The 25,723-nt window shown below is 71.2% G+C and carries 21 protein-coding genes, 1 tRNA gene and 1 pseudogene; 13 read left to right on the top strand and 10 right to left on the bottom strand.

Annotated features, from left to right (window positions below):
• Positions 1–2: 2 nt before the first annotated feature.
• The 4 genes from efeB to BLW57_RS20355 all read left to right on the top strand — a co-directional run bounded on the left by efeB (position 3) and on the right by BLW57_RS20355 (position 4,976).
• The gene (gene efeB, locus BLW57_RS20370; RefSeq protein WP_093476353.1) at positions 3–1,292 is read left to right on the top strand and encodes an iron uptake transporter deferrochelatase/peroxidase subunit; all 1,290 of its coding nucleotides are present in this window, start codon (positions 3–5) and stop codon (positions 1,290–1,292) included.
• A gap of 149 nt (positions 1,293–1,441) precedes the next feature.
• Positions 1,442–2,374 (top strand): prephenate dehydratase, encoded by a 933-nt coding sequence (gene pheA, locus BLW57_RS20365; RefSeq protein WP_093476352.1) that lies wholly within the window; start codon positions 1,442–1,444, stop codon positions 2,372–2,374.
• 530 nt (positions 2,375–2,904) lie between these two features.
• Positions 2,905–4,182: a serine--tRNA ligase gene (serS, locus tag BLW57_RS20360; RefSeq protein WP_073887185.1), complete on the top strand. Its 1,278-nt coding sequence runs from the start codon at positions 2,905–2,907 to the stop codon at positions 4,180–4,182.
• Positions 4,179–4,976 (top strand): HAD family hydrolase, encoded by a 798-nt coding sequence (locus BLW57_RS20355; protein ID WP_093476350.1) that lies wholly within the window; start codon positions 4,179–4,181, stop codon positions 4,974–4,976. Before serS ends, BLW57_RS20355 begins: the two co-directional genes overlap by 4 nt.
• A 45-nt stretch (positions 4,977–5,021) precedes the next feature.
• Here the strand turns inward: BLW57_RS20355 and BLW57_RS20350 are convergent.
• From BLW57_RS20350 to BLW57_RS20325, 6 genes are all read right to left on the bottom strand, one after another.
• Positions 5,022–5,109 (bottom strand) — tRNA-Ser (locus BLW57_RS20350).
• Between the two features lie 267 nt (positions 5,110–5,376).
• On the bottom strand, positions 5,377–5,616 hold the full coding sequence (locus BLW57_RS20345) for an SGM_3592 family protein (RefSeq protein ID WP_093476349.1): 240 nt from the start codon (positions 5,614–5,616) through the stop codon (positions 5,377–5,379).
• A 79-nt stretch (positions 5,617–5,695) separates the two neighbouring features.
• Positions 5,696–6,415: an ABC transporter permease gene (locus tag BLW57_RS20340; RefSeq protein ID WP_093476347.1), complete on the bottom strand. Its 720-nt coding sequence runs from the start codon at positions 6,413–6,415 to the stop codon at positions 5,696–5,698.
• A 10-nt stretch (positions 6,416–6,425) separates the two neighbouring features.
• Entirely contained in the window at positions 6,426–7,337 is a 912-nt protein-coding gene (locus tag BLW57_RS20335) for an ABC transporter ATP-binding protein (RefSeq protein ID WP_093476346.1), read from the bottom strand.
• Between the two features lie 52 nt (positions 7,338–7,389).
• Complete coding sequence (locus BLW57_RS20330; protein ID WP_093476344.1) at positions 7,390–8,304, bottom strand: ABC transporter permease subunit; 915 nt, start codon at positions 8,302–8,304, stop codon at positions 7,390–7,392.
• A complete protein-coding gene (locus tag BLW57_RS20325; RefSeq protein ID WP_093476343.1) occupies positions 8,294–9,256 on the bottom strand; it encodes an ABC transporter ATP-binding protein in 963 nt (320 codons plus the stop codon). Before BLW57_RS20325 ends, BLW57_RS20330 begins: the two co-directional genes overlap by 11 nt.
• Positions 9,257–9,493: 237 nt before the next feature.
• On the opposite strand from BLW57_RS20325, the gene BLW57_RS20320 reads away from it, so the two are divergent.
• From BLW57_RS20320 to BLW57_RS20290, 7 genes and pseudogenes are all read left to right on the top strand, one after another.
• The gene (locus BLW57_RS20320) at positions 9,494–10,336 is read left to right on the top strand and encodes a M24 family metallopeptidase (RefSeq protein WP_093476341.1); all 843 of its coding nucleotides are present in this window, start codon (positions 9,494–9,496) and stop codon (positions 10,334–10,336) included.
• Positions 10,333–12,087, top strand: a complete 1,755-nt coding sequence (locus BLW57_RS20315; protein ID WP_176985664.1) for an SDR family oxidoreductase — start codon at positions 10,333–10,335, stop codon at positions 12,085–12,087. Before BLW57_RS20320 ends, BLW57_RS20315 begins: the two co-directional genes overlap by 4 nt.
• A gap of 64 nt (positions 12,088–12,151) precedes the next feature.
• Positions 12,152–13,096 (top strand): MerR family transcriptional regulator, encoded by a 945-nt coding sequence (locus tag BLW57_RS20310; protein ID WP_093476340.1) that lies wholly within the window; start codon positions 12,152–12,154, stop codon positions 13,094–13,096.
• 122 nt (positions 13,097–13,218) lie between these two features.
• Entirely contained in the window at positions 13,219–13,767 is a 549-nt protein-coding gene (locus tag BLW57_RS20305) for an RNA 2'-phosphotransferase (RefSeq protein WP_093476338.1), read from the top strand.
• Between the two features lie 37 nt (positions 13,768–13,804).
• Positions 13,805–14,261 (top strand): annotated as a pseudogene (locus tag BLW57_RS42390) (hypothetical protein).
• Between the two features lie 42 nt (positions 14,262–14,303).
• Positions 14,304–15,206, top strand: a complete 903-nt coding sequence (locus BLW57_RS20295; RefSeq protein ID WP_093476337.1) for an LLM class flavin-dependent oxidoreductase — start codon at positions 14,304–14,306, stop codon at positions 15,204–15,206.
• Positions 15,207–15,265: 59 nt separating this feature from the next.
• On the top strand, positions 15,266–16,159 hold the full coding sequence (locus tag BLW57_RS20290; protein WP_176985663.1) for an HAD-IIB family hydrolase: 894 nt from the start codon (positions 15,266–15,268) through the stop codon (positions 16,157–16,159).
• A 56-nt stretch (positions 16,160–16,215) separates the two neighbouring features.
• Here BLW57_RS20290 and cydD read toward each other — a convergent pair whose 3' ends face one another.
• Genes cydD through BLW57_RS20275 form a run of 3 tightly spaced genes read right to left on the bottom strand, consistent with a single transcriptional unit; the run spans position 16,216 to position 22,326 of the window.
• Positions 16,216–19,746, bottom strand: a complete 3,531-nt coding sequence (cydD, locus tag BLW57_RS20285) for a thiol reductant ABC exporter subunit CydD (RefSeq protein WP_176985662.1) — start codon at positions 19,744–19,746, stop codon at positions 16,216–16,218.
• 51 nt (positions 19,747–19,797) lie between these two features.
• The gene (cydB, locus tag BLW57_RS20280) at positions 19,798–20,802 is read right to left on the bottom strand and encodes a cytochrome d ubiquinol oxidase subunit II (protein WP_093476334.1); all 1,005 of its coding nucleotides are present in this window, start codon (positions 20,800–20,802) and stop codon (positions 19,798–19,800) included.
• Between the two features lie 15 nt (positions 20,803–20,817).
• Positions 20,818–22,326 carry a cytochrome ubiquinol oxidase subunit I gene (locus BLW57_RS20275; protein ID WP_093476332.1) on the bottom strand — a complete coding sequence of 503 codons (1,509 nt, stop codon included), beginning with the start codon at positions 22,324–22,326 and terminating at the stop codon, positions 20,818–20,820.
• A 208-nt stretch (positions 22,327–22,534) separates the two neighbouring features.
• Here BLW57_RS20275 and BLW57_RS20270 point away from each other — a divergent pair, with 208 nt between their 5' ends.
• Positions 22,535–22,912: a cyclophilin-like fold protein gene (locus BLW57_RS20270; RefSeq protein WP_093476331.1), complete on the top strand. Its 378-nt coding sequence runs from the start codon at positions 22,535–22,537 to the stop codon at positions 22,910–22,912.
• A 12-nt stretch (positions 22,913–22,924) separates the two neighbouring features.
• On the opposite strand, the gene hisC is transcribed toward BLW57_RS20270, so the two are convergent.
• The gene (gene hisC, locus BLW57_RS20265; RefSeq protein WP_093476329.1) at positions 22,925–24,004 is read right to left on the bottom strand and encodes a histidinol-phosphate transaminase; all 1,080 of its coding nucleotides are present in this window, start codon (positions 24,002–24,004) and stop codon (positions 22,925–22,927) included.
• 474 nt (positions 24,005–24,478) lie between these two features.
• Here hisC and BLW57_RS20260 point away from each other — a divergent pair, with 474 nt between their 5' ends.
• Positions 24,479–25,591, top strand: a complete 1,113-nt coding sequence (locus BLW57_RS20260) for a LacI family DNA-binding transcriptional regulator (protein ID WP_093476328.1) — start codon at positions 24,479–24,481, stop codon at positions 25,589–25,591.
• The last annotated feature ends 132 nt before the right edge of the window (positions 25,592–25,723 follow it).

Genomic DNA, 25,723 nt, shown 5'->3' with positions numbered 1-25,723 from the left:
CCATGCCCGACCAGTCCCTCCCCGAGGCCCGTACGCCCGAGTCCGCCGTGCGCGAGCCCGCCGGCGACCCCGGCACCGGCCGGGGCGTCTCCCGGCGTGCCCTGCTCGGCACCGCCGGCGCCACCGGGCTCGTGCTCGGCGCGACCGGCGGCGCAGTGGGCTACGCCGCCGCGCCCGCCGGGGCCACTCCGCTGACCTCGGTGGGCACCGACCGGGCGGTGTTTCACGGGAAACATCAGCCCGGTATCACCGAGGGGCTCCAGGCGCGCGGCCATCTCGTCGCCTTCGACCTGGCGCCGGGCGCGGGCCGCAAGGAGGCGGCGGCCCTGCTGCGCCGCTGGTCGGCGACGGCCGAGCGGCTGATGGCGGGCGAGGCCGCCCCGCACGACGACACCGACGTGGCCCGTGACGCGGGGCCCTCCTCGCTGACGGTCACCTTCGGTTTCGGGTACGGCTTCTTCGGCAGGACGGGCCTGGAGAAGCAGCGGCCGGCCGCGCTGGACCCGCTGCCGGCCTTCTCCTCCGACCACCTCGACAAGGCCCGCAGCGACGGCGACCTGTGGGTGCAGATCGGCGCGGACGACGCCCTGGTCGCCTTCCACGCCCTGCGGGCGATCCAGAAGGACGCCGGGTCGGCCGCACGGGTGCGCTGGCAGATGAACGGCTTCAACCGCTCTCCGGGCGCCACGGCCCACCCCATGACGGCCCGCAACCTCATGGGCCAGCTCGACGGCACCCGCAACCCCCGGCCGGCCGACGCCGACTTCGACCAGCGGATCTTCGTGCCCTCCACCACCGGGCCCGCCTGGATGGCGAACGGCTCCTACGCCGTCGTACGCCGCATCCGCATGCTGCTGGACGACTGGGAGGGGCTGTCGCGCACCGCCCAGGAGCAGGTCATCGGGCGCCGCAAGGCCGACGGGGCGCCGCTGTCCGGGGGCGACGAGACGACCGAGATGGACCTGGAGAAGACGGACGCCAAGGGCGAATACCTTGTCCCTGTCAACGCGCACGCGCGGATCACCCGGCCCGACCGCAACGGGGGTGCGGCGATGCTGCGGCGCCCGTTCTCCTACCACGACGGCATCGACGCGGACGGCACGCCCGACGCCGGTCTGCTGTTCGTCTGCTGGCAGGCCGACCCGCTGCGCGGCTTCGTCCCGGTGCAGCGCAAGCTCGACCGGGGCGACGCGCTCTCGCAGTACATCCGGCACGAGGCGAGCGGGCTGTTCGCCGTGCCGGGCGGGGCGGCCAAGGGCGAGTACGTGGGGCAGCGGCTGCTGGAGGGATGAGCCGGCACGCACGTCCGCGGCGGCCCGGAGGGCGTTCCGATACGCGAGGCAGCGGTGCACCCGGGGCCGTTCCGCGTTCAAACCACCCGGTCGGGTGGCCGTCGTGAGACGGAGGCGACGGGCCGCCGTGCCGCCGTTAGGGTGAGGACATGCCAGCGAGCTATGCGTACCTGGGCCCCGAGGGCACCTTCACCGAAGTCGCCCTGCGGACGCTCCCGGAGGCGGCCACCCGGGAGCTGATCCCGTACGTGTCGGTGCAGTCCGCGCTGGACGCCGTCCGCGCCGGTGAGGCCGAGGCGGCGTTCGTGCCGATCGAGAACTCCGTCGAGGGCGGCATCACCACCACCCTGGACGAACTCGTCGCCGGCGCACCGCTGACCATCTACCGCGAGGTGCTGCTGTCGATCACCTTCGCGCTGTTGGTCCGGCCGGGCACCGAGCTCACGGACATCAAGACCGTCTCCGCCCACCCGGCGGCCCAGCCGCAGGTACGCAACTGGCTGCGCACTCATCTGCCGGACGCGACCTGGGAGTCTGCCGCGTCCAACGCGGACGCCGCCCGCCTGGTCCAGGAGGGCCGCTACGACGCCGCCTTCGCGGGCGAGTTCGCCGCCGCCCGCTACGGGCTGCGCGCCCTGGAGACGGGGATCCACGACGCGGAGAACGCCCAGACCCGGTTCGTGCTGGTCGGCCGCCCCGCCCGGCCCGCGGCGCCGACCGGCGCCGACAAGACCTCCGTGGTGCTGTGGCAGCGCGACGACCATCCCGGAGCCCTGCGCGACCTGCTCGGTGAATTCGCCTCGCGCGGCATCAACCTCATGCTGCTGCAGTCCCGGCCCACCGGTGCCGGTATCGGCAATTACTGCTTCTGCATCGACGCCGAGGGCCATATCTCCGACCGGCGGATGGCGGAGGCCCTCAGAGGTCTGAAGCGGATCTGTCTCCAGGTGCGTTTCCTCGGCTCCTATCCGCGTGCCGACATCACCCCGGCCGAGGCCCGACCGACGCTTCCGGGGACCTCGGACGAGGAGTTCACGGCGGCGGCGGACTGGGTGGCGCGCTGCCAGGACGGCCGCTTCTAGCCAGTCGTACCTGCGGATCATCGTTATCCACAGGTGTTATCCACAGGTGCCCTTCTCGACCTGGGGACAAGTCGACAAGGAAGTGCCGTTCGGTCGACAAATCGCCCTACGGCCCCCAGGCGGTGTCACCAGCGCATGAGTCACCCTTCGTCCACCCGTTTCCCATGGTTCATCTTTTGGGGCGACCGGTTTCCACCCGAAAGTGGGTGTGGATGGGGTTTGACCCGGGAATTCTTCCATCCGTTCGACGCTTCCGGAGTGATCAATTCCGACGTCCACAGACCTTCCCCACAGCCTGTGGATAACCCTTCCGGGGGTGTGGATCCCTGTGGACAACGCACATCCCAAGTCCCGTTCCCCACAAGGAAATCCAGTCAACCGGGCGCCCGAGGCATGCCCCGTCCCAGGGAGTGAGACACTTTTCCTTGACACGCTCGGCAATTAGCGCATAACGGAACGTAAGCCGCGTATCTGAACTCTCCGGAATAGGGATTCGTGAGCGGCAACCGCGCACCGGTAGCCTGGGCCCCGTGATTGACCTTCGCCTGCTCCGTGAGGACCCCGACCGTGTGCGCGCGTCCCAGCGCGCCCGTGGAGAGGACGTCGCGCTCGTCGACTCCCTCCTGTCTGCCGACGAGCGGCGCAGGTCCTCCGGCGTCCGCTTCGACGAACTGCGCGCCGAGCAGAAGCAGCTCGGCAAGCTGATCCCCAAGGCCTCCGCCGACGAGAAGGCCGAGCTGCTCAAGCGCGCCGAGCAGCTGAAGGCGGACGTCAAGGCCGCCGACGCCGAGCGCGACGCGGCCGACGCCGAGACCCAGGAGCTGCTGCTCCGGCTCGGCAACCTCGTCCACCCCGACGTGCCCGTCGGCGGCGAGGAGGACTTCGCCACGCTGGAGACGCACGGCACCATCCGTGACTTCTCCGCCGAGGGCTTCGAGCCCCGGGACCACCTGGAGCTCGGCCAGATCCTCGGCGCGATCGACGTCGAGCGCGGCGCCAAGGTCTCCGGCTCCCGCTTCTACTTCCTCACCGGCGTCGGCGCCCTGCTGGAGCTGGCCCTGGTGAACGCGGCCATCGCCCAGGCCACCGCGGCCGGCTTCACGCCGATGCTCACCCCGGCGCTGGTCCGCCCGCAGTCCATGGCGGGCACCGGCTTCCTCGGCCAGGCGTCCCAGGACGTCTACCACCTCGACAAGGACGACCTCTACCTGGTCGGCACGTCCGAGGTGCCGCTGGCGGCCTACCACATGGACGAGATCATCGACGCCGACCGGCTGCCGCTGCGGTACGCGGGCTTCTCGCCCTGCTTCCGCCGTGAGGCCGGCTCGCACGGCAAGGACACACGGGGCATCTTCCGCGTGCATCAGTTCGACAAGGTCGAGATGTTCTCGTACGTCGCTCCCGAGGACTCCCAGGCGGAGCACCAGCGCCTGCTGGAGTGGGAGAAGCAGTGGCTGACCTCGCTGGAGCTGCCGTTCCGCGTCATCGACGTCGCGACCGGCGACCTCGGCGCCTCCGCCGCCCGCAAGTTCGACTGCGAGGCGTGGATCCCGACCCAGGGCAAGTACCGCGAGCTGACCTCGACCTCGGACTGCACCGAGTTCCAGTCCCGCCGCCTGTCCATCCGGGTTCGCGACGGCAAGCAGGTCAAGCCGCTCGCCACGCTCAACGGCACCCTGTGCGCCGTACCGCGCACGATCGTGGCCATCCTGGAGAACCACCAGCAGGCCGACGGCTCGGTCCGGGTTCCCGAGGTCCTGCGCCCGTACCTGGGCGGCCGGGAGGTCCTGGCGCCGGTGACCCGGTGAGCTTCCCCTACGGGCTCGTCGCCACCGACCTCGACGGGACGCTCCTGCGCTCCGACGAGTCGATCTCGCAGCGCACCCGGGACGCGCTCGCCGCGGCCACCGCGGCGGGCGCGGCGCACATCGTCGTCACCGGCCGGGCCGTCCCCTGGACCCGGCACATCCTGGACGACCTCGGCTACGACGGCCTCGCCGTCTGCGGCCAGGGCGCGCAGGTCTACGACGCCGGGGCGCACCGCCTGCTGACCTCGGTCACCCTGGACCGGCAGCTGGCAGGGGTGGCCCTCGCCAAGATCGAGGCCGAGGTGGGCCCGCTGTACCTGGCGGCCAGCCGTGACGGTCTCGACGGCGAAGTGCTGGTGGGGCCGGGATACGCGGTCACCGGGCGGCTCCCGGCGACTCCGTTCACGGACGCGTCCGACCTCTGGACCGCGCCCCTGAACAAGATCTACATCCAGCATCCGACGCTGGGCGACGACGAGCTGGCGGCCGTCGCCCGGCAGACGGCCGGCGGGTTCGTCACGGTGGCCCTGGCGGGCGAGGGCATCGTGGAGCTGCTGCCGCTCGGCCTGTCCAAGGCCACCGGGCTGTCGCTCGCCGCCCGCCGCCTCGGCCTGAAGGCCGCCGACACGATCGCCTTCGGCGACATGCCCAACGACGTCCCGATGTTCGTCTGGGCGGCCCACGGCGTGGCCATGGCCAACGCCCACGCGGAACTCAAGGCGGTGTCGGACGAGGTGACGTCCTCCAACGAGGACGACGGCATCGCGGTGGTGCTGGAGCGGTTGCTGGCCTGAGATCCCCCGGCCGGCGAGCCGGCCGGGTCAGGTGACAACGTCTTGCGGAGGATGCACGGATCGAACGTGCGCGGGCCTTTCGGACCCGACCATGGCTTAGCAAGCCAGTGCCTTACCACTCGGCCAATCCTCCGGGTGGGCGGCCCACGCGGATGCGGACATCGCGTGCTCGAAGCGGCCGCCCCGGGCAGCTCCACGGGCGTCACGGAGGAGTGGCGATCACTCCGGAGCCGGCCTCGGGCTGCCCTGTCGGGAGCTGGGCGTACTGCCGTGCATGGACATCGCCCATCTCCTCTCCCAGTGCGTGGCGCCGGGACGATCCCGGCGGACGGGCCACAACCACTCTGCCCCGCCGCCGAGTCGGGCGCCACCGAATTAGCCGGGGGCTGCCGGAGCGCCGCTAACGACGGCGCCGTCCGCGCCGCCGGGCCTTGCTGAAGAACCAGCCGGCCGGCGGCCCGTCGGAGCGCCAGGGCTGCGGCTGCGGTCCCTCCGCCCGCCAGCGCGCGGCGAGCATCCGGGCCCGGGCGGACGGCTCGGAGGACTCCGCGGCGCGTACGAAGGCCTCGTCCAGGACGATGTCGTCCCAGGCGGCCTCGGCCCGCTCCCGCCCTTCGCGCTGCGGTATCTCCTCACCCATCTGCGGCCTCCCAGCCGTGTGTCCGATTCGCCCAGTGTGCCCGGCCCCGAGTGAAGTCCCCGTCAAGACCGCGGGCGGCCTACTCCTCGCCCGCGAGCTTCAGCGACCGCAGCTTCTGGCCGGCGTACCAGGTGGCCAGGACGGTGACGGCCACCAGCAGCACGGTGGCCGTCGTCAGGCTCACCTCGGAGGTCACCATGTCCCCGCCGGCGACCTTGTGGGCGACGGCCAGCGACCACTGCTGGACGCTCAGCGTGCGCGCTCCCGGCACCAGGGAGCCGAACAGCGCCTCCCAGACGAGGGCGTAGACCAGCCCGAACACCACGGCGTGCCGGGAGACCGTGCCGAGCAGCAGGAACAGCGCCGAGTAGGCGATGGAGGAGACCAGCGCGGCGACCGTGTAGGCGACGGCGATCTGCTGGCCGTTGCCGTTCAGGATCAGTCCCGCGATCAGGGTCGGCACGGCCGAGAACACCATGGTCACGGCGATGGCCACGATGAGCTTGGTGAAGATGATCGTGGGCCGCTTGAGCGGCTTGGACAGCAGGTAGACGACGGAGCCGTCGTCGATCTCCGGGCCGATCGCGCCCGTGCCCGCGATGACGCCGATGATCGGCACCATGGTGGCGAGGGCGAAGCCGCCGAGCACGTCGGAGGCCGTCTGGTCGTCGGCTCCGGTCAGAGCGCGCACGGCGACCGCGATCACGATGAGCAGCAGGGGCAGCGCGCCGAGGATGAGGGCCCGGCGGCGGCCCAGCAGGGCCCGGTAGGTGAGCCGGGCGACGGTGGGGTCGTACATCTTCGGCCTCCTACGCCGCGACCAGGTACGAGAACACGGACTCGAGGGACTCGTCGGACGGCGAGACCGTGAGCAGCCGGATGCCGTGGTCCCTGGCGACCTTCGGCAGCAGGGCGGTGAAGCGGCCGAAGTCGACGGCCTGGACGCGCAGCGCGCCCTCGGCCGTGTCGACCTCGATGCCGGCCGTCGACGGGTCGGCGATCAGCGCGGCCGCTAGGGCGCGGTCGTCGCTGGAGCGCACCAGGTAGCGGTGCGGGCGGTCGGTCATCAGGCGGCGGATCCGGCGGAAGTCGCCGCTGGCCGCGTGCCGTCCGGCGACGACCACCTCGATGTGCCGGGCGAGTTGCTCGACCTCCTCCAGGATGTGCGAGGAGAACAGCACCGTGCGGCCCTCGTCGCCCATCTTCCGCAGCAGGTCCATCAGTTGCATCCGCTGGCGCGGGTCCATGCCGTTGAACGGCTCGTCCAGCAGGAGCAGCGAGGGGTCGTGGACCAGCGCGGAAGCCATCTTCACGCGCTGGCGCATGCCCTTGGAGTACGTCGAGATCTTCCGGTCCTGCGCGTACTCCATCTCGACGGTGGCGAGGGCCCGCCCGGCGGCCTTGGCGCCGAGTCCGTGCAGTTCGGCGTTGGCGACGACGAACTCCCGTCCGGTGAGGAAGTCGTACATCGCCTCCCGCTCGGGGACGATGCCGATGTGCCGGTAGACGGACTCGTTGCGCCACACCGGCTTCCCGTCCAGGGTCACCGAGCCGGTGGAGGGGGCGAGGAAGCCGCCCATCATGTTGATCAGGGTGGACTTGCCGGCGCCGTTCGGGCCGAGCAGGCCGGTGACGCCGGGGCCGATGGTCATGGTGACGTCGTTGACGGCCACCACGTTGCCGAACCAGCGGGACACGTGGTCGATGGTGAGAGTGGTCATGGGCGCAGCCCGTTCCTCGGGAGGTTGGTGGCGGGCGACGGGACGGGCGTGGTCACAGTCCCACCTTCTTGTAGCGGCGCAGCAGGAGGCCGTAGCTCGCGGCGATCAGACCGAGGACGACCAGGGCGTACGCCACGCCCTCGCCGCCGGACGGGCCGGTGCCGCCGGGGAAGCCGGAGCTGCCGCCGAGGAAGGTGGACTGCACGCCGTCGATCAGCGTGACCGGCGAGAACAGGCCGAGCCAGGGGACGGCACCGCTGCTGCCCTGGACGTCGGCGATGGCCTGGAGGGTGGAGACCGCGCCGTAGGAGATGGTCATCACGGCGATCACGGCGGCGATGCCGAAGCCGCGGCGCGGGGTGACGGCGGCGATGACCAGGCCGATGCCGGCGAAGAGCAGCGAGAGCAGGGCCACGGAGACCAACCCCTGGGCGAATTCCCCGGACTGGTGGGCGAAGCCCATCTTGGCGAGCAGCGAGCCCACGTACAGCACCAGCAGCGGGGCACCGGTGAGGACGAACAGCGCCGAGGCCAGCGCCGCGAACTTCGCCACGACGTAGTCCGCGGTCTCGATGGGCCGGGAGAAGTACAGCGGGACGGTCTTGAAGCGCAGGTCGCGCGAGACCGACTGGGGGGCCTGCGCGGCGACGTACAGGCTGATCACCGCCTGCATGACGAGCGCGTAGCGGGTGTAGGCGTGGGCCAGCGGCAGTTCGTGCGCCTTGGTGGCCACCGCCACGGCCACCATGATGGCCGCGGGCACGCACATCACCGCGAACAGCAGCATCGGCAGCACCTTGGACTTGGCCGAGCGGCCGAGGCCGTAGGCACCGCGCAGGGACTGCGAGTACAGGGACCGGCGGGCGTAGGAGCGGCCGAGGCGCGGGCCGTCGTAGCCGCGGTAGCCGATGTCGTGGATACGGGTCTGGTCGCCGGAAGGCGTCGCCAGGGGATGCTCAACCGCCATGGCCGACGGCCTCCTTCCGCTGCTCGTCACTGCTGAACACCTCGGAGATGTGGTGCCGGCGCTGCTCCATGCGCACCAGGCCGAGGCCGAGGTCGGCCACCACGTCCCGGACGAGGTCGTACGTCGCGTCGCCCTCGGCGGTCAGCAGCAGGATGTGCCCGGCCCCGGGCAGTCCGCCCGCCTCGGCGTGCGTGTCGACCCCGCGCGCGTGGAGCTCGTCGCGGACCGCGCGGGTGCCGTCGGGGTGACAGTCGCTGTCGGTGACCTCGATCGCGAGGGTGGTCGTGGTCTGGGTGAAGTCGGTGGTGGAGCTGGAGCGCAGCAGCTTGCCGCCGTCGATGACGACGACGTGGTCGCAGGTGCGTTCCAGCTCGCCGAGCAGGTGGGAGGTGACCAGGACCGAGATGCCGAAGTCGGTGTGGACGCGCCGGATCAGGCCCAGCATCTCGTCGCGGCCGACGGGGTCGAGGCCGTTGGTCGGCTCGTCCAGGAAGACCAGCTGCGGGTCGTGCACGAGCGCCTGGGCCAGCTTCACCCGCTGCTTCATGCCGGTCGAGTAGCCGCCGATGGGGCGGTAGCGCTCCTCGTACAGGCCGACGTGGCGCAGGGTGTCCGCGGTGCGCTCGCGCGCGGCGGTGGGCGGCAGACCGGACATGCGGGCCATGTGGACGACGAACTCGGTGGCCGAGACGTCGGGCGGCAGGCAGTCGTGCTCCGGCATGTAGCCGACGCGCTCCCGGATGGCGGCGCCCTCGGTGGCGACGTCGAGGCCGAGCACCTCGGCGCGGCCCTCCGTGGCGGGGGACAGACCCAGCAGGATCTTGATCAGGGTGGACTTGCCGGCGCCGTTGGCCCCGACGAGTCCGGTCACACCGGCTCCGATGTCCATGGACAGCCGGTCGAGCGCGGTCACCCGGGGGAACCGCTTGCTCAGGCTTTCGGTCGCGATCACAGTCACCCCTCGAAGGTAGTGACCCCGACCACCGCGGTCGTCAGACCTCAGAGCCGTCTCGGCGTCAGACCCAGGTATTACGGGGCCCTAGGGGTCCCCCCGGGGGAGGGCTCGGCCTTTGACCGCCCCCGCGGCCGTCCACAGCCGCACCCCGCCTATTGACGCCGACTCTAACAACTGTCACATTCACCAGTGTCAAGTTACGGACGCGTACCGCAGTCGACGGGACGGGGCGGCATGACGACGGCAGTGAGCAGCGGACTCTCCGCGGAGTTGCGGGGGTTCAGACGGGTGCAGCGCCTCGCCTACGAGTGCGCGGAGGCGGTCGCGGCGCGGCTGGAGCCGGGCGTGACCGAGCGCGAGGCGGCGCGGATGCAGCGTGCCTGGCTGCGCGAGCGGGGGGTGCGGGACTGGTTCCACCTCCCGTTCGCCTGGTTCGGCGATCGCACGGCCTTCGCGAACTTCCGCATCCCGCTGCAGTTCTTCCCGACCGACCGCGCGCTGGAGCCCGGGATGCCGTTCATCCTGGACATGGCCCCGGTGTACGAGGGATACACGGCGGACATCGGCTACTCGGGCTCGCTCGGGGTGAACCCGGTGCAGGACCGGCTGATGGCCGACCTGGAGGCGCACCGCGAGCTGATCCTGCGCGAGGTGCGCGAGAAGCGCCCGCTGCGGGAGATCTACGAGGACGTGGACCGGCTCATGGTGCGCCAGGGTTACACCAACCGGCACCGGGCCTACCCGTTCGGGGTGATCGCCCACAAGGTGGACCGGGTGGCGCAGCGCCGCTGGTCGCCCCACCTCTTCGGGTTCGGCACGCAGTCCCTGAAGGGCCTCGTCGCGGACGCGCTGCACGGCCACCGCGAGGGCTGGTCGCCGCTGTGGTCGCCGTACCGCTTCTCCGACCACCCGCCGCGGCCGGGCCTGTGGGCGGTCGAACCGCACCTCGGTTTCCGGGGTACCGGCGCGAAGTTCGAGGAGATCCTGGTGGTGACGGATTCCCGGGACCCGGAGGACAGCGCGTTCTGGCTGGACGACGATCTGCCGCACGTGCGGCGCTGGGCGGAGGAGAAGTGACGCTGACAGGTGCGCGGGAGCGCTGGGTGCGGACCGGCGGGGTCGAGCTGTGCGTCGCCGAGCTGGGCGACCCGCAGCAGCCGACCGTGGTGCTGGTGCACGGCTATCCGGACAGCAAGGAGGTGTGGTCGGAGGTCGCCGCCCGGCTGGCGGACCGCTTCCACGTGGTCCTCTACGACGTCCGGGGCCACGGCCGCTCCACGGCGCCGAAACCCCTGCGCGGCGGCTACACCCTCGCCAAGCTCACGGACGACTTCCTGGCGGTCGTGGACGAGGTCAGTCCGGACCGGCCGGTGCACCTGGTCGGGCACGACTGGGGTTCGGTGCAGGCGTGGGAGTTCGTCACGGTGGGCCGCACGGAGGGCCGCATCGCGTCCTTCACCTCGATGTCCGGGCCGTCCCTGGACCATTTCGGTCACTGGATCAACGCGCGCGTGAAGCGGCCGACGCCCCGCCGGGTGGGACAGCTCCTCGGCCAGGGCGCCAAGTCCTGGTACGTGTACCTGCTGCACACCCCCGTCCTGCCGGAGCTGGCCTGGCGCGGCCCGCTCGGCAGACGCTGGCCGAAGATCCTGGAGCGCGTCGAGCGGGTCCCCGGTGGGGACTACCCGACCGCGTCCCTGCCGTCCGACGCGGCGCACGGCGCCTGGCTCTACCGGGACAACGTCCGCGCCCGGCTGCGCAGGCCGCGTCCCGACGCGTACGCGCACGCGCCCGTGCAGCTCATCACCCCCCAGGGGGACGCGTTCCTCTCGGAGCGGCTGTACGACGACCTGGAGCAGTGGGCGCCCGGGCTGACCCGGCGCACTCTGCCGGCCAAGCACTGGATCCCCCGCACGCGTCCCGACCAGGTGACCGCGTGGATCGCGGAGTTCGTCACCTCCGTGGAGGGCGGCCGTCCCGAGCCGAGGACCGCCGGGCGCCACGCCCAGCGCTTCGGCGGGCAGCTGGTCCTGGTCACCGGCGCGGGCAGCGGCATCGGCCGGGCGACGGCGTTCGCGTTCGCGGAGGCCGGCGCACGCGTGGTGGCCGTCGACCGTGACACGGAGTCCGCGGCCCGCACGGCCGAGCTGTCCCGGCTGGTCGGCGCGCCCGAGGCCTGGGCCGAGACGGCCGACGTCTCCGACGAGCAGGCCATGGAGAAGCTCGCGGAGAAGGTGCACCGGGAGTACGGCGTGCTGGACGTGCTGGTCAACAACGCCGGCATCGGGCTGTCGGGGTCCTTCTTCGCCACGACGACGGAGGACTGGCGCAAGGTCCTGGACGTCAATCTCTGGGGCGTGATCCACGGCTGCCGGCTCTTCGGGGCGCGCATGGCCGGGCGCGGTCAGGGCGGGCACATCGTCAACGTCGCGTCCGCGGCGGCGTTCCAGCCCTCACGCGCCCTGCCCGCCTACAGCACCTCGAAGGCGGCCGTGCTGATGCTCTCCGAGTGCCTGCGCGCCGAACTCGCGGGCCAGGACATCGGGGTGAGCGCGATATGCCCGGGCATCGTCAACACCAACATCACCTCCACGGCCCGCTTCGCCGGTGTCGACGAGGCGGAGGAGCGGCGCCGCCAGAAGAACTCGGCCCGGCTGTACGGGCTGCGCAACTACCCGCCGGAGAAGGTCGCCGAGGCGATCCTGGACGCGGTGGCGGGCAACAGGGCGGTGGTCCCGGTCACCCCTGAGGCCCGCGGCGCCCATCTCATGTCCCGTTTCCTGCCGGGGGTGTTGCGGCGGATCGCCCGGGTGGAACCCAAGCTGTGAGCCGGCGGCGGGCGGTCCGGTTCCGGCCGGCCGCCGCGCACGGCACCGGTCGAGGAGGCGGAACATGACCGGAGTCCCGTCCCACCACACCTACCGCATCGAGGACTTGGCCCACCGGACCGGCACCAGCGTGCGGACCATCCGCGCCTACCAGGACCGCGGCCTCCTTCCCCGCGCGGAGCGCCATGGCCGGGCCAACCTCTACTCCGAGGCCCACGTCACCCGGCTCCACCAGATCGCCCACCTCCTGGACCGCGGCTACACCCTCGCCTCGATCAGGGAACTCCTGGAGGCCTGGGACACCGGACGCGGCCTGGGCGGTGTCCTCGGCCTGGTCGCGGAGGTCGAGGGCCCCTGGACGGACGAGCGGCCCGACCGGATCACCCGCACCGAACTGGACGCCCGCTTCGGGGGGCCCGACGACGCCGCCGTGGCCGAGGCGGTCGAGCTCGGCGTGCTGGAGCGGATCGACGGCGACGCGGACACGTTTCTCGTTCCGAGCCCCCAAGAACTGTCCGTGGCGGCCGAGTTGCACGCTGCGGGGGTGCCACTGTCAGCGATCTCGCGTCATCTGCGGGAGTTGAGGGGCCAGGTGGAGCATATCGCCGCCCGTTTCCTGGAGTTCACCACCGAGTACGTCTTCGCGCGCTACCTGGACGATCCGGGTCACCGCACGGACGCGCACGCGGCGGAAGCGGCCTCGCTCATCCGCCGGCTGCGCCCCCTGGCGCAGCAGACCGTGGACGCCGAACTCGCGCGCGCCATGCGGGTCTTCGCCACCCGGCACCTTCGCTCGCACCTCGGTTCCGGCGCCCCCTCGGAACCCCGGTCGGACACGCGTACGGTCGCGCTTCCCACCGGGACGATCGAGGACGTAGAAGCGCTGGTTGGCACCGAGCGCGTCGCTGCCTTCATCGCCCTGGCCGCCGAACGGGAAGTGCACGCACGAGCATTGGATGAACTTGCTACAACCACTGTAAAAGCTAAGAAGGTTGGCGAACCTCCTTAAAACCAGCACCAGTTGTCCACAGTTTCGTCAATTCACCTGTGGATAACCCGACTTGGTTGTGGACCAAACCTACGGGCGAAAAACCGACTGCGTGATCCGCGTCTCTGGCGCACGCTGGAGCCATGGACGAAAGACGCACCGTCAAGGTGTCGAAGTACCTCTCCAAGCACCTGCGCCATCAGCCCGAGCGCATCGGACTCGCACTGGACCCGGGCGGCTGGGTGGGGATCGACACGCTGATCACCGCGGCCGCCGCCCACGGGTTCCGGTTCACCCGTGAGGAACTGGACCACGTGGTGGCCACCAACGACAAGCGGCGCTTCGTGATCGAGGGCGGCAGGATCCGGGCCAGCCAGGGCCACAGCGTGGAGGTCGACCTCGGCCTGCCCCCGGCGACCCCGCCGCCGTACCTCTACCACGGCACCGTCGCCCGCAACCTGGACGCCATCCGGGCCGAGGGCCTGCGGCCGATGAACCGGCACGACGCGCACCTCTCCGCCGACCGTGAGACCGCCACCCGCGTGGGCGCCCGCCGAGGCCGCCCGGTGGTGCTCACCGTGGACGCCGGCGCCATGCACCGCGACGGCCATGTGTTCCACGTCAGCGCCAACGGCGTCTGGCTGACGAAGGCCGTCCCACCGGGCTACCTGCGGCTGCCCGGCCGCCGCTGACGCCCCGCACCGTGACCGGTGACAGGGAATCGGCGGTATGGACCACTCGCCGGAACACCTGCCCACCACCCAGGCCGCCGTCACCGCCCTGCGCGCCCTCGCGGCCCACCACGGACGCGAGATCGAGGTGACCCACGTCATCGGCGCGGACATGACCTCGCGCCGTAGCGCCGCGGGCGTCGGTGTCACCACGGACCCGGACGGCTCCCTGCCGCACGAGGCCCACGTCGCGTTCGGCGGTCTGCCGCGGGTGGACGTGCACCTCTGCTCGGAGGACGACGCGCTGATCACCGTCGAAGGCGTCGAGTGCCACGACATCGCGCGCGACGACGTGCCGCCTTCCTCCGCTCCGTCTTCGGCGGCCTCGCCCACGTCCGGACCCGCCGCTTCCCGCCCGGCCACCGCCTGGTGGTCCCGCTGCCCGGCGACCGCGCCCACAGGAGCACGTACCGGCGTTCCTGCTCGGTCCGTGGCTGCGCCGGCGCATACGGTGACCGTTTCCGGGGTTACCCGTGAGGCCGCTTACCCTCGGATCCATGAGTCTGCGTCTGAGCACCGTGATCCTGCCCTACCGCCGCTGGAGCGAAGGCGGTCGTTCGGCCTGGACACGGGCCGAGCAACTCGGTTTCCACACGGCGTACACCTACGACCATCTGTCCTGGCGCAACTTCCGGGACGGCCCCTGGTTCGGCGCGATCCCGACCCTGACCGCCGCCGCGGCCGCCACCGAGCGGCTGCGCCTGGGCACGCTGGTCACCTCTCCGAACTTCCGGCACCCGGTGACGCTCGCCAAGGAACTGATCTCCCTCGACGACATCTCCGGCGGCCGGATCACCCTGGGCATCGGCGCCGGCGGCACCGGCTTCGACGCCACCGCCCTCGGTCAGGAGCCCTGGAGCCCGCGCGAGCGCGCCGACCGGCTCGCCGAGTTCGTGCCGCTGCTCGACCGGCTGCTCACCGAGGACTCCGTGTCGCACGAGGGCCGTTTCTACTCGGCCCACGAGGCGCGGAACATCCCCGGCTGTGTGCAGCGGCCGCGGCTGCCGTTCGCGGTCGCGGCCACCGGCCCGCGCGGGCTCAAGCTCGCCGCGCGCCACGGCCAGGCGTGGGTGACCACCGGCGACCCGAAGCTGTACGAGACCGGTACGCCAGAGCAGTCCGTGGAGGCGCTGCGCGGCCAGATCGCCAAGCTGACCGAGGCCTGCGACGCCACCGGACGGGACGTGGCGGACCTCGACAAGATCCTGCTGACCGGCTTCACCCCGGACCGCGGCCGGCCCCTCGAGTCGCTGGACGCCTTCGTGGACTTCGCCGGCCGGCACCAGGAGCTGGGCTTCACCGAGATCGCGATCCACTGGCCGATCCCGGACTCCGACTTCGCCGCGGAGCAGAAGGTCTTCGAGCGGATCGCGATGGAAGCCCTCGCCCAGCTGCGCTGACGCCCGCGGAATCCCCGCCCTCCACGCCCGTGCGGAGCCCCGCACGGGCGTGCGGACATATGCGCGAGAATGAGCCGGTGACCTCAGCGACCAGACAGCACGGGACCCCTGCCGCCGCCGTACCCCCGCGGCTGATCGCCACCGACCTCGACGGCACCCTGCTGCGCGACGACAAGTCGGTCTCCCCCCGCACGGTCGCCGCGCTGGCCGCAGCCGAGGAGGCCGGCATCGAGGTCTTCTTCGTGACCGGCCGCCCGGCCCGCTGGATGGACGTCGTCAGCGATCACGTCCACGGCCACGGCCTGGCCATCTGCGGAAACGGCGCCGCCGTCGTCGACCTGCACGGCGGCCCCGGCGCCCACCGCTTCGTGAAGGTGCGCGAGCTGGCCCGGGAGAACGCCCTGAACTCCGCCCTGCTGCTGCGCGAGGCGGCACCCGGCACGGTGTTCGCGATCGAACAGACCTACGGCTTCCACCAGGAGCCGGACTATCCCAAGCTGCACATGGAGATACCGGACAACCTCCTGCCGGCCGAGGAACTGCTCGCTCCGGACGGCCCCGACGCCGACCAGCCCGTACTGAAGATCCTCGCCTACCACGCCTCCCTCGACCCCGACGCCTTCCTCACCCTCGCCCGCCTGGCCGTCGGCGACCAGGCCAACGTCACCCGCTCCAGCCCCAGTGCCCTGCTGGAGCTCAGCGGACCAGGCGTCTCCAAGGCCAGCACCCTCGCCCTGTGCTGCGCCGAGCGAGGCATCTCGCACGAGGAGGTCGTCGCCTTCGGGGACATGCCCAACGACGTGGAGATGCTGACCTGGGCCGGCCGGTCGTACGCGATGGGCAACGCCCACCCGGACGTCATCGCCGCCGCGTCGGGCCGTACGGTCGCCAACAACGACGACGGCGTGGCGGTCGTGATCGAGCAACTCCTCGCGGGCCGCGCGGCCTCCTGATCCACGGTTCGTCCGCGGCACCGGCAGGCCGTCGCCTTCCGGTGCCGCGCACCGCCTCACCGCGCGTCCGCGAGCACCTCCGCCGCCGCCTCCCGCCGCGCCATCGCGCGCAACGGACCGTCCGCCCCGGCCAGCTCCGCGTACGCGCCCCGCTGCACCACCCGGCCGCCGTCGAGCACGATGACCTCGTCGACCGCCTCCAGGCCCGCCAGCCGGTGCGTGATGAGCAGCGTCGTACGGCCCTCCGTGGCGGCCAGCAGATCGGCCGTCAGCGCATCGGCCGTCGCCAGGTCCAGATGCTCGGCGGGCTCGTCGAGGACCAGGACGGGGAAGTCGGCCAGCAGTGCGCGAGCCAGCGCCAGCCGCTGGCGCTGACCGCCGGACAACAGGGCGCCGTGCTCACCGACGAAGGTGTCCAGACCGTCGGGCAGCCCGTCCACCCAGTCCAGCAGCCGGGCCCGGGCGAGCGCCCCGCGCAGCTCGGCGTCCGTGGCGTCCTTCCGGGCCAGCAGCAGGTTCTCGCGCACCGAGCTGTCGAAGAGGTGTGCGTCCTGCGCGCACAGCCCGACGAGCCGCCGTACGTCGTCACCGGTCAGTGCGGTCGCGTCCACACCGGCGAGCGTGTACGAGCCCGCCCGCGGGTCGAGGAAGCGAAGCAGCACCTGGGCGAGGGTCGTCTTGCCGGCGCCGGACGCCCCGACCACGGCGATCCGCCACCCCTGCTCCAGCCGGAGGCCGAGGCCGGCCAGCGCGTCCCCGCGCTGCCCCGGATGCCCTGCCGCCAGGTCCTTGATCACCAGCGGGAACGGCGAGGCGGGTGCCTGCCGGGGCCGCTCGGGCTCACGCACGGGCTCCGGCGCGTCCAGGACCTCGTGGACCCGCTCCGCGCTCCGCCGCACCCGCTGCCGGTACCGCACGGCGAGCGGCAGTCCGAGGACGGCCTCGAAGGCGGCCAGCGGGGTGAGGACGACGACCGCCATCGTCACGCCGTCGAGCCGGCCGTCCGCCACCGCCCGGGCGCCGAGCAGCGCGGTGGCCGTGACCGTCAGGCCGGAGACCAGCGCGGTGAGTCCGTCGCCGAGCCCGGTGACGGCGGCGGCGCGCGAGGCGATCCGGGTGAGGACGCCGTCGGCCCCGCGAGCGGCGGCCACCCGGGCGGGCAGCGCGCCGGCGACGGTCAGCTCCGCGGTACCGGTGAGGAGATCGGTCACCCGGGTCGCGAGCACGCCCCGGGCTGGTGCCAGACGCCGCTCCGTCCGCCGAGCCGCCTTGGCGGTCACCAGCGGGACACCGGCGCCGGCCGCCAGCAGCCCCACCGCGAGGGCGGCCCCGGCCTCGGGCAGCAGCCACGCCGTGAAGCCGATGGAGACCGCGGAGACGGCCACGGCCACACCGGCGGGCAGCAGCCAGCGCAGCCAGTAGTCCTGCAGCGCGTCCACATCCGTGACGAGCCGAGTGAGCAGATCGCCGCGGCGGGCGGTCCGCAGTCCGGCGGGGGCGAGGCGTTCCAGGCGGCGGTAGACCGCGACCCGGGTATCGGCCAGCATGCGCAGTACGGCGTCGTGCGACACCAGCCGCTCGGCGTACCGGAACACGGCCCGCCCGATCCCGAAGGCTCGCGTCGCGGTGACGGCCACCATCAGATAGAGCACCGGCGGTTGCTGCGAGGCCCTCGAGATGAGCCAGCCGGAGGTCGCCATCAGACCCACGGCACTGCCGAACGCGAGGCTGCCGAGCAGAAGGGCGAGCGCCAGCCGGCCACGCCGTGCCCCGGCAAGCCCCCGAACCCTGGCGAGCACCCCCGTGCGGGGCCCGCCCGCGATCGGACCGGGCTGTTCCCCCGGCGCCTGGGCCTCCAGCACGCCGAGCCGATCGGCGAGCGGACGGGACACAGGGTCCGGGGAGCGGGGCCCTTCGGCAGGCCCGGCCTCCCCACGGCACTCCGGCGCCTCCCGCAGCCGCACCACCCTGTCGGCCACCTCCAGCAGCGCGGGCCGATGCACGACGAGCAGCACGGTACGGCCCACCGCGAGCCTCCGTACCGCCGCTACGACCTCCGCCTCCGTCGCTCCGTCCAGGGCGGCCGTCGGCTCGTCCAGCAGCAGCACGGGCCGGTCGGCAAGGAAGGCCCGGGCGAGGGCGAGTCGCTGCCGCTGCCCCGCCGACAGGCCGGCCCCGTCCTCCCCGAGCACCGTGCCGGCACCCTCGGGCAGCGCGTCCACGAACTCCAGCGCGCCCGCGTCCCGCAGGGCCTGCCGTACGGCCGTGTCGTCCGCGTCCGGCCGGGCCAGCCGCACGTTCTCCGCGATCGTCCCCGCGTACAGATGCGGGCGCTGCGGTACCCAGGCGACCCGCGACCGCCACTGCTCCAGGTCGAGGGCGCCGAGTTCGGCTCCCCCGATCCGCACCCGGCCGTCGGTGGGCCGTACGAACCCGAGCAGTACGTCCAGCAGCGTCGACTTGCCCACGCCGCTCGGCCCGACCAGTGCGACGGTCTCGCCGGGCGCGACACCGAAGGACACTCCGTTCACCGCGTCACTCGACCGGCCGGGGTAGCGCACGGTGACCCCTTCGAACGCCACCGCACCCGCCGGCGGCACCGCGCCGGAGCCGGACACCGGAAGCGGGTTCTCCAGCACGGCGAAGATCTCCTCCGCGGCGGCGAGACCCTCGGCCGCCGCGTGGTACTGGGCGCCCACCTGCCGCAGCGGCAGATAGGCCTCGGGCGCCAGCACCAGGATGACCAGGCCGATATAGAGGTCCATGTCGCCGTGGACGAGCCGCATACCGATCGTCACGGCGACCAGGGCGACGGACAGCGTGGCGAGCAGTTCCAGCGCGAAGGAGGACAGGAAGGCGATCCGCAGGGTGCGCAGGGTGGCCTGGCGGTACTCGCCGGTGATCCGGCGGATGGACTCGGCCTGTGCCTTGGCCCGGCCGAACACCTTCAACGTGGGCAGGCCGGCGACGACGTCCAGGAAGTGCCCGGACAGCCGTGACAGCAGCCGCCACTGACGGTCCATCCGGGACTGGGTCGCCCAGCCGATCAGCATCATGAAGAGCGGGATCAACGGCAGCGTGCCGACGATGATCGCCGCCGACACGCAGTCCTCGGTGACGATCCGCGCCAGCACCGCCACCGGCACGACCACCGCGAGCCCCAGCTGCGGGAGATAGCGCGAGAAGTAGTCGTCCAGGGCGTCCACGCCACGTGTGACGAGGGTGACCAGAGAACCGGTCCGCTGTCCGCTCAGCCAGCCGGGGCCCAGCACGGCCGCACGGTCGAGAAGGCGGCCGCGCAGCTCCGACTTCACCGCTGCGGCGGCCCGGTGGGCCGCGAGTTCGGTGAGCCATGCGACGACCGATCGCCCCACGGCGACGGCGGCCAACAGCAGCAGGGGAGTGCGCAGTTCGGCGACGGACTGCGTGTGCTGGAACGCCCCGACGACGATGTCGGCGATGAGCATCGCCTGCGCGATGACCAGTCCGGCGCCGACGGCACCCAGACCGACGACCGCCGCGAGGAAGAGGCGGGTGGCACGCGCATAGCGCAGAAGGCGTGGATCGATGGGTTTCACGTGAAACATGCCCCTTCGGCCCAGAGGGTGTGTTTCACGTGAAACACACCCTCGGCGGACTCAGTGTGCGGGTTCGGCGAGGTGCTGCGTACCGATCCGCTTGCGGAACACCCAGTAGGTCCAGCCCTGGTAGAGCAGGACGATCGGCGTGGCGATCACCGCCAGCCACGTCATGATCTTCAAGGTGTACGGGCTCGACGAGGCGTTGGTGACCGTCAGGCTCCACTCACCGTTGAGCGTGGATGGCATGACGTTCGGGAAGAGCGAGAGGAAGAGCATCGCCACGGACGCCACGATGGTGACGCCCGACAGGGCGAACGCCCATCCCTCGCGCCCGAGTTGATTGGCCACGAGCGCGGCCGTCAGAGCGGCGACCGCGACGACCAGCGCCACCAGGCTCTTGGCGTCACCGCTGTGGGCCTGCGTCCACAGCAGGAAGGCGAGCGCCACGACGGCCGCGACGAGGCCGGTCCACAGCGCCAGCTTCCGTGCCCGCACCCGGATGTCCCCGACGGTCTTGAGGGCGGTGAACACCGCTCCGTGGAAGGTGAACAGGGTGAGCGTCACCAGACCGCCGAGCAGAGCGTAGGGATTGAGCAGGTCCCCGACGCCGCCGACGTACTCGAAGTGCCGGTCGATCTTCACGCCCCGCACGATGTTCGCGAACGCCACACCCCACAGGAACGCCGGGAGCAGCGAGGTCCAGAAAATCGCCGTCTCCCAGTTCCGCTGCCAGTTCTCCTCGGGCCGCTTCGCCCGGTACTCGAAGGCGACACCGCGGACGATAAGGCAGACCAGGATGAGGAGCAGCGGGAGGTAGAAGCCCGAGAAGAGCGTGGCGTACCACTCCGGGAAGGCGGCGAAGGTCGCGCCGCCCGCCGTGAGCAGCCACACCTCGTTGCCGTCCCAGACGGGTCCGATGGTGTTGATCAGCACCCGGCGCTCGGGCCGGTCGCGCGCCAGCAGCTTGGTGAGGATGCCGACCCCGAAGTCGAAGCCCTCCAGGAAGAAGTAGCCGGTCCACAGGACGGCGATGAGGACGAACCAGACGTCGTGAAGTTCCATGACTGTTCCCTCGGCCTAGTACGAGAAGGCCATCGGCTTGTCGGCGTCACGGGTGTCGCCGCCGATCTTCGTGGGCGGGTTGAGGTCGGCCTCGGTCAGCTCGGGCGGGCCGGCCTTGACGTACTTGGCGAGCAGCTTGACCTCGACGACGGCGAGGATCGCGTAGAGCGCGGTGAAGACGAGCATCGAGGTGAGGACCTCGCCCTGGGAGACGCCGGGGGAGACCGCGTCCCGGGTCTGCAGGACGCCGTAGACGACCCACGGCTGGCGGCCCATCTCGGTGAAGATCCAGCCCCAGGAGTTGGCGATCAGCGGGAAGGCCATGGTCCAGGTCGCGATACGCCAGAACCAGGGGCTGAGCTTCGGGCTGAGCGCCTTGTTCCTGAACAGCACCAGGTGCGGCACCTCGTCGTCGCCGACCCTGAGGGCCTGCGGCAGCATGAACTTCTTGCGGGTCAGCCAGAGGCCGGCCAGGCCGATGGCGAAGGAGGCCATGCCGAAGCCGATCATCCAGCGGAAGCCCCAGAAGGCGACCGGGATGTTGGGCCGGTAGTCGCCCGGACCGAACTTCTGCTGCTCGGCCTTGTTGACGTCGTTGATGCCGGGGACGTAGGAGGTGAAGTTGTCGTCGGCGAGGAAGGACAGCAGACCGGGGATCTCGACGGCCACGGTGTTGTGGCCCTTCTCGACATCGCCGTAGGCGAAGATCGAGAACGGTGCCGGCTTCTGCCCGTCCCACAGCGCCTCGGCGGCGGCCATCTTCATCGGCTGCTGCTTGAACATGACCTTGCCGAGGGTGTCGCCGCTGACCGCGGTGAGCAGACCGGCGATGACCACCGTGATCAGTCCGAGCCGCAGCGAGGTCTTCATCTCGCGGACGTGCTTCTTGCGGGCCAGGTGGTAGGCGGCGATGCCCACCATGAAGGCGCCGCCGGTGAGGAAGGCCGCGGACAGGGTGTGGAAGGCCTGGCTGAGGGCGGTGTTCTGGGTCAGCACGGCCCAGAAGTCGGTCAGTTCGGCACGCCCCTTCGCCTTGTTGATCCGGTAGCCGACGGGGTGCTGCATCCAGGAGTTCGCCGCGAGGATGAAGTACGCGGAGAGGATCGTGCCGATCGAGACCATCCAGATGCAGGCCAGATGGATCTTCTTGGGCAGCTTGTCCCAGCCGAAGATCCACAGACCGATGAAGGTGGACTCGAAGAAGAACGCGATCAGGGCCTCGAAGGCGAGCGGGGCACCGAAGATGTCCCCGACGAAGCGCGAGTAGTCGGACCAGTTCATGCCGAACTGGAACTCCTGCACGATGCCGGTGACGACGCCCATCGCGATGTTGATCAGGAAGAGCTTGCCCCAGAACTTGGTCGCCCTGAGGTACTTCTCCTTCTCCGTGCGCACCCAGGCCGTCTGCAGCCCGGCCGTGAGGGCGGCCAGGGAGATGGTCAGCGGGACGAACAGGAAGTGGTAGACGGTGGTGATGCCGAACTGCCAGCGCGCCAGTGTCTCCGGCGCCAGAGCCAGGTCCACGTCGTCACTCTCCTTACTACGCCGTGGTACAGCGGCGGTTTGCCCCTTTTGCTGCACGCATACGGAGCAAACGGGACGCGCTTGTGAACGCGTTCACATTCACAAGCTATTATGACGCACTGATTTTCGGCAATCGAAGGGGGGTCCCTCCTTCGCCTTCGCGTCAGGGCCTTGGCAGGGACTTCAACATCTTGTTGAATTGCGCGCCATGCAGATACGGATCTCCTGGCCCGCGGGGAACCTCACCGCGACCCTCGAAGAAGACAGCCCGACCACTCAGGCCCTCACCAAGGCGCTGCCGCTCACCTCGACCGCGCACACATGGGGCAAGGAGGTGTATTTCGACACAGGAGTCTCCGTTTCACGTGAAACGGACGCCCGAGAGGTCGTGGAACCGGGCACGGTGGCCTTCTGGACGGACGGCGACGCGCTCGCCCTCCCCTACGGGCCCACACCGATCTCGCGAGGGGCCGAGTGCCGCCTCGCGAGCCCGTGCAATGTGCTGGGAAGCGTGGACGGGGACGCCGGCGTCCTGGCTACCGTGCGCGACGGCGACCCCATCCGGGTGGAACTGATCGACGAGTAGAGCAGGCGCCGCCTACAGCTCCTTGCGGAACGCCTCCGCCGCCTTCATGAAGATGTCGTTCGCCTCGGCTTCCCCGATCGTCACCCGCACACCCTCACCCGGGAACGGCCGGACCACCACACCGTGCTTCTCGCAGGCCTGAGCGAACGGGACCGTGCGCTCCCCCAGCCGCAGCCACACGAAGTTGGCATGCGTCTCCGGCACCGTCCAGCCTTGAGCGCCAAGCGCGTCGACCACGCGCGTGCGCTCGCACACCAGTGAGCCGACCCGGCCCAGCAGCTCGTCCTCGGCCCGCAGCGAGGCGATGGCGGCCTCCTGTGCGAGCTGGCTCACACCGAACGGCACCGCCGTCTTGCGCAGCGCCGCCGCCACCGGTTCGTGGGCGATCGCGAAACCGACGCGCAGTCCCGCCAGCCCGTACGCCTTGGAGAACGTCCGCAGGACGCAGACGTTGGGCCGCGTCCGGTACAGCTCGACACCGTCGGGCACCTCGGGGTCACGGATGAACTCCCGGTAGGCCTCGTCCAGCACCACCAGCACATCAGAGGGCACCCGGTCGAGGAACCGCTCCAGCTCGGCCCGCCGCACCACCGTGCCGGTCGGGTTGTTGGGGTTGCAGACGAAGATCAGACGCGTCCGGTCGGTGATCGCGTCCGCCATCGCGTCCAGGTCGTGCACATCGCCCGGCGTGAGCGGGACCTGCACCGACCGGGCGCCGCTGATCTGCGTGATGATCGGGTAGGCCTCGAAGGACCGCCAGGCGTAGATGACCTCGTCGCCGGGTCCGCTGGTGGCCTGGATCAGCTGCTGGGCGACACCCACCGAGCCGGTACCGGTGGCCAGGTGGGAGAGCGGGACTCCGAAGCGCTCCGACAACTCGTTCATCAGCCCGGTGCACGCCATGTCGGGGTACCGGTTGAAGTCGCACGCGGCCGTGGTGACGCTCTCCAGCACACCGGGCAGCGGCGGATACGGGTTCTCGTTGGAGGACAGCTTGTAGGCGACCGGCCCTCCGGCCGCCGCGGGCTTGCCCGGCTTGTAGGTGGGGACACCCTCCAGCTCGGCGCGCAGCTTGGGGCTCATCTCGCTCACCGCAGTCCTCCTCGCGACCACCGGCGGCCTGTCGACACCGCCGGCTTCCAATACTCCTCACCTTATGAGGATTCGGCGCCGCTGCGAACAGGTGCGGGACGGCAATGCGTACGGCTACGGGAAGGCGATGCGCACGAGTGCGGGACCGCGCGGGGTGAAGCTCGTCCGTCCCACCGGCATCAGGGGCATCACCGTACGAAGGCGCACGTTTCGGGGGCGCGCCATACATATATCTATGCGCCGGTGGCTTGCGCCGTGGCGCGCATCACCCGTGAAGGTGAGTTGAGACCTCTTCGAGACATCGGGCACTTGGCAGGCTCATGCGCGTCGACAAGTCACGTCTTAGCATGGGAGCGCGTAACTTCCTTGTTTTCCATGGCAGTTGATACAGGATGACCATGCAGAAACGTGCCTGTCAACGCGTGCATATGCGTCCGCACTACCCCACTGCATGAGCCCTACTATCGGCTCGCCATGACAGCAGCAGGGAAGCACCAGGTGAGCCGCGCGGAAACCTCACGTCGAGGCAGTCGGCCCGGCCGGGCCGGCATCAGAGACGTGGCCGCCGCCGCGGGGGTCTCCATCACGACCGTCTCCGACGCCCTCAACGGCAAGGGCCGGCTCCCGGATGCCACCCGGCGCCATGTACGCGAGGTCGCCGACCGGCTGGGGTACCGACCCTCGGCCGCCGCCCGCACCCTCCGTACCGGCAAGTCGGGGCTGATCGGCCTGACCGTGACCACGTACGGGGATGAACCTTTCACCTTCACGGAGTTCGCGTACTTCGCCGAGATGGCACGCGCCGCCACCTCGGCCGCGCTGGCCCGCGGCTACGCGCTGGTCATCCTGCCCGCGACCTCCCGCCACGACGTGTGGTCCAACGTCGCCCTGGACGGCACGGTCGTCATCGACCCCTCCGACCAGGACCCGGTCGTCAGCGAGCTCGTCCGCCAGGGACTGCCGGTCGTCTCGGACGGCCGTCCGGCCGGCTCGCTCCCGGTCACCGCCTGGGTGGACAACGACCACGAGGCCGCCGTCCTCGGCATCCTCGACCATCTCGCCGCCGCCGGCGCCCGCCGCATCGGCCTGCTCACGGGCACGTCGACGGACACGTACACCCATCTGTCGACCACCGCCTACCTGCACTGGTGCGAGCGGGTCGGCCAGGACCCGGTCTACGAGGCCTACCCCGCCCACGACCCGTGCGCCGGCGCGGTCGCCGCCGACCGGCTGCTCGCCCGCCCCGACCGGCCGGACGCCGTCTACGGGCTGTTCGACCCCAACGGCACGGACCTGCTCGCCGCCGCCCGCCGCTACGGGCTCCGCGTCCCCGACGACCTGCTGCTCGTGTGCTGCAGCGAGTCCACGGTGTACGCCAGCACCGAGCCGCCGATCACCACCCTGTCCCTGAAGCCACGCCGCATCGGCACCGCCGTCGTCCAGCTGCTCATCGACGCCATCGAGGGCGTGGAGTCGAACCAGCCGGTCGAGCAGGTGATACCGACCGAGCTGATCGTGCGCACCTCCTCCCAGCGGCGTCCCCCGCGCACGACGGTCAGCCCGCCCCGCACGCCGGACGACAAGTAGGCCGGGCGGGCCCAGCGCGGGAAGGGTCCGCGGCCGGGGGCGTGTCGTGGTGCACGGTCGGGGCGCGCGGCCGTCGGTGTGCTCCCGTCCCGTGCGCCCGCGGGCGCACGGGATCGTCGGCAGACGGCCGGT

The sequence above is a fragment of the Streptomyces sp. 1222.5 genome (genome assembly GCF_900105245.1).
In the GTDB taxonomy this organism is placed as follows: Bacteria; Actinomycetota; Actinomycetes; order Streptomycetales; family Streptomycetaceae; genus Streptomyces; species Streptomyces albidocamelliae.
The sequence above is the reverse complement of the archived record's forward strand: the minus strand, read 5'-3'. Positions and strand labels throughout refer to the sequence as shown.

Coding starts and splice junctions, on each gene's coding strand:
- BLW57_RS20320 (WP_093476341.1), top strand. CDS start 9,494: ATGACGACGGCAGTGAGCAGCGGACTCTCCGCGGAGTTGCGGGGGTTC.
- BLW57_RS20290 (WP_176985663.1), top strand. CDS start 15,266: ATGCGCGAGAATGAGCCGGTGACCTCAGCGACCAGACAGCACGGGACC.
- BLW57_RS20295 (WP_093476337.1), top strand. CDS start 14,304: ATGAGTCTGCGTCTGAGCACCGTGATCCTGCCCTACCGCCGCTGGAGC.
- efeB (WP_093476353.1), top strand. CDS start 3: ATGCCCGACCAGTCCCTCCCCGAGGCCCGTACGCCCGAGTCCGCCGTG.
- BLW57_RS20340 (WP_093476347.1), bottom strand. CDS start 6,415: ATGTACGACCCCACCGTCGCCCGGCTCACCTACCGGGCCCTGCTGGGC.
- BLW57_RS20305 (WP_093476338.1), top strand. CDS start 13,219: ATGGACGAAAGACGCACCGTCAAGGTGTCGAAGTACCTCTCCAAGCAC.
- cydD (WP_176985662.1), bottom strand. CDS start 19,746: ATGTTTCACGTGAAACCCATCGATCCACGCCTTCTGCGCTATGCGCGT.
- BLW57_RS20310 (WP_093476340.1), top strand. CDS start 12,152: ATGACCGGAGTCCCGTCCCACCACACCTACCGCATCGAGGACTTGGCC.
- BLW57_RS20345 (WP_093476349.1), bottom strand. CDS start 5,616: ATGGGTGAGGAGATACCGCAGCGCGAAGGGCGGGAGCGGGCCGAGGCC.
- BLW57_RS20260 (WP_093476328.1), top strand. CDS start 24,479: ATGACAGCAGCAGGGAAGCACCAGGTGAGCCGCGCGGAAACCTCACGT.
- BLW57_RS20270 (WP_093476331.1), top strand. CDS start 22,535: ATGCAGATACGGATCTCCTGGCCCGCGGGGAACCTCACCGCGACCCTC.
- BLW57_RS20330 (WP_093476344.1), bottom strand. CDS start 8,304: ATGGCGGTTGAGCATCCCCTGGCGACGCCTTCCGGCGACCAGACCCGT.
- cydB (WP_093476334.1), bottom strand. CDS start 20,802: ATGGAACTTCACGACGTCTGGTTCGTCCTCATCGCCGTCCTGTGGACC.
- BLW57_RS20335 (WP_093476346.1), bottom strand. CDS start 7,337: ATGACCACTCTCACCATCGACCACGTGTCCCGCTGGTTCGGCAACGTG.
- pheA (WP_093476352.1), top strand. CDS start 1,442: ATGCCAGCGAGCTATGCGTACCTGGGCCCCGAGGGCACCTTCACCGAA.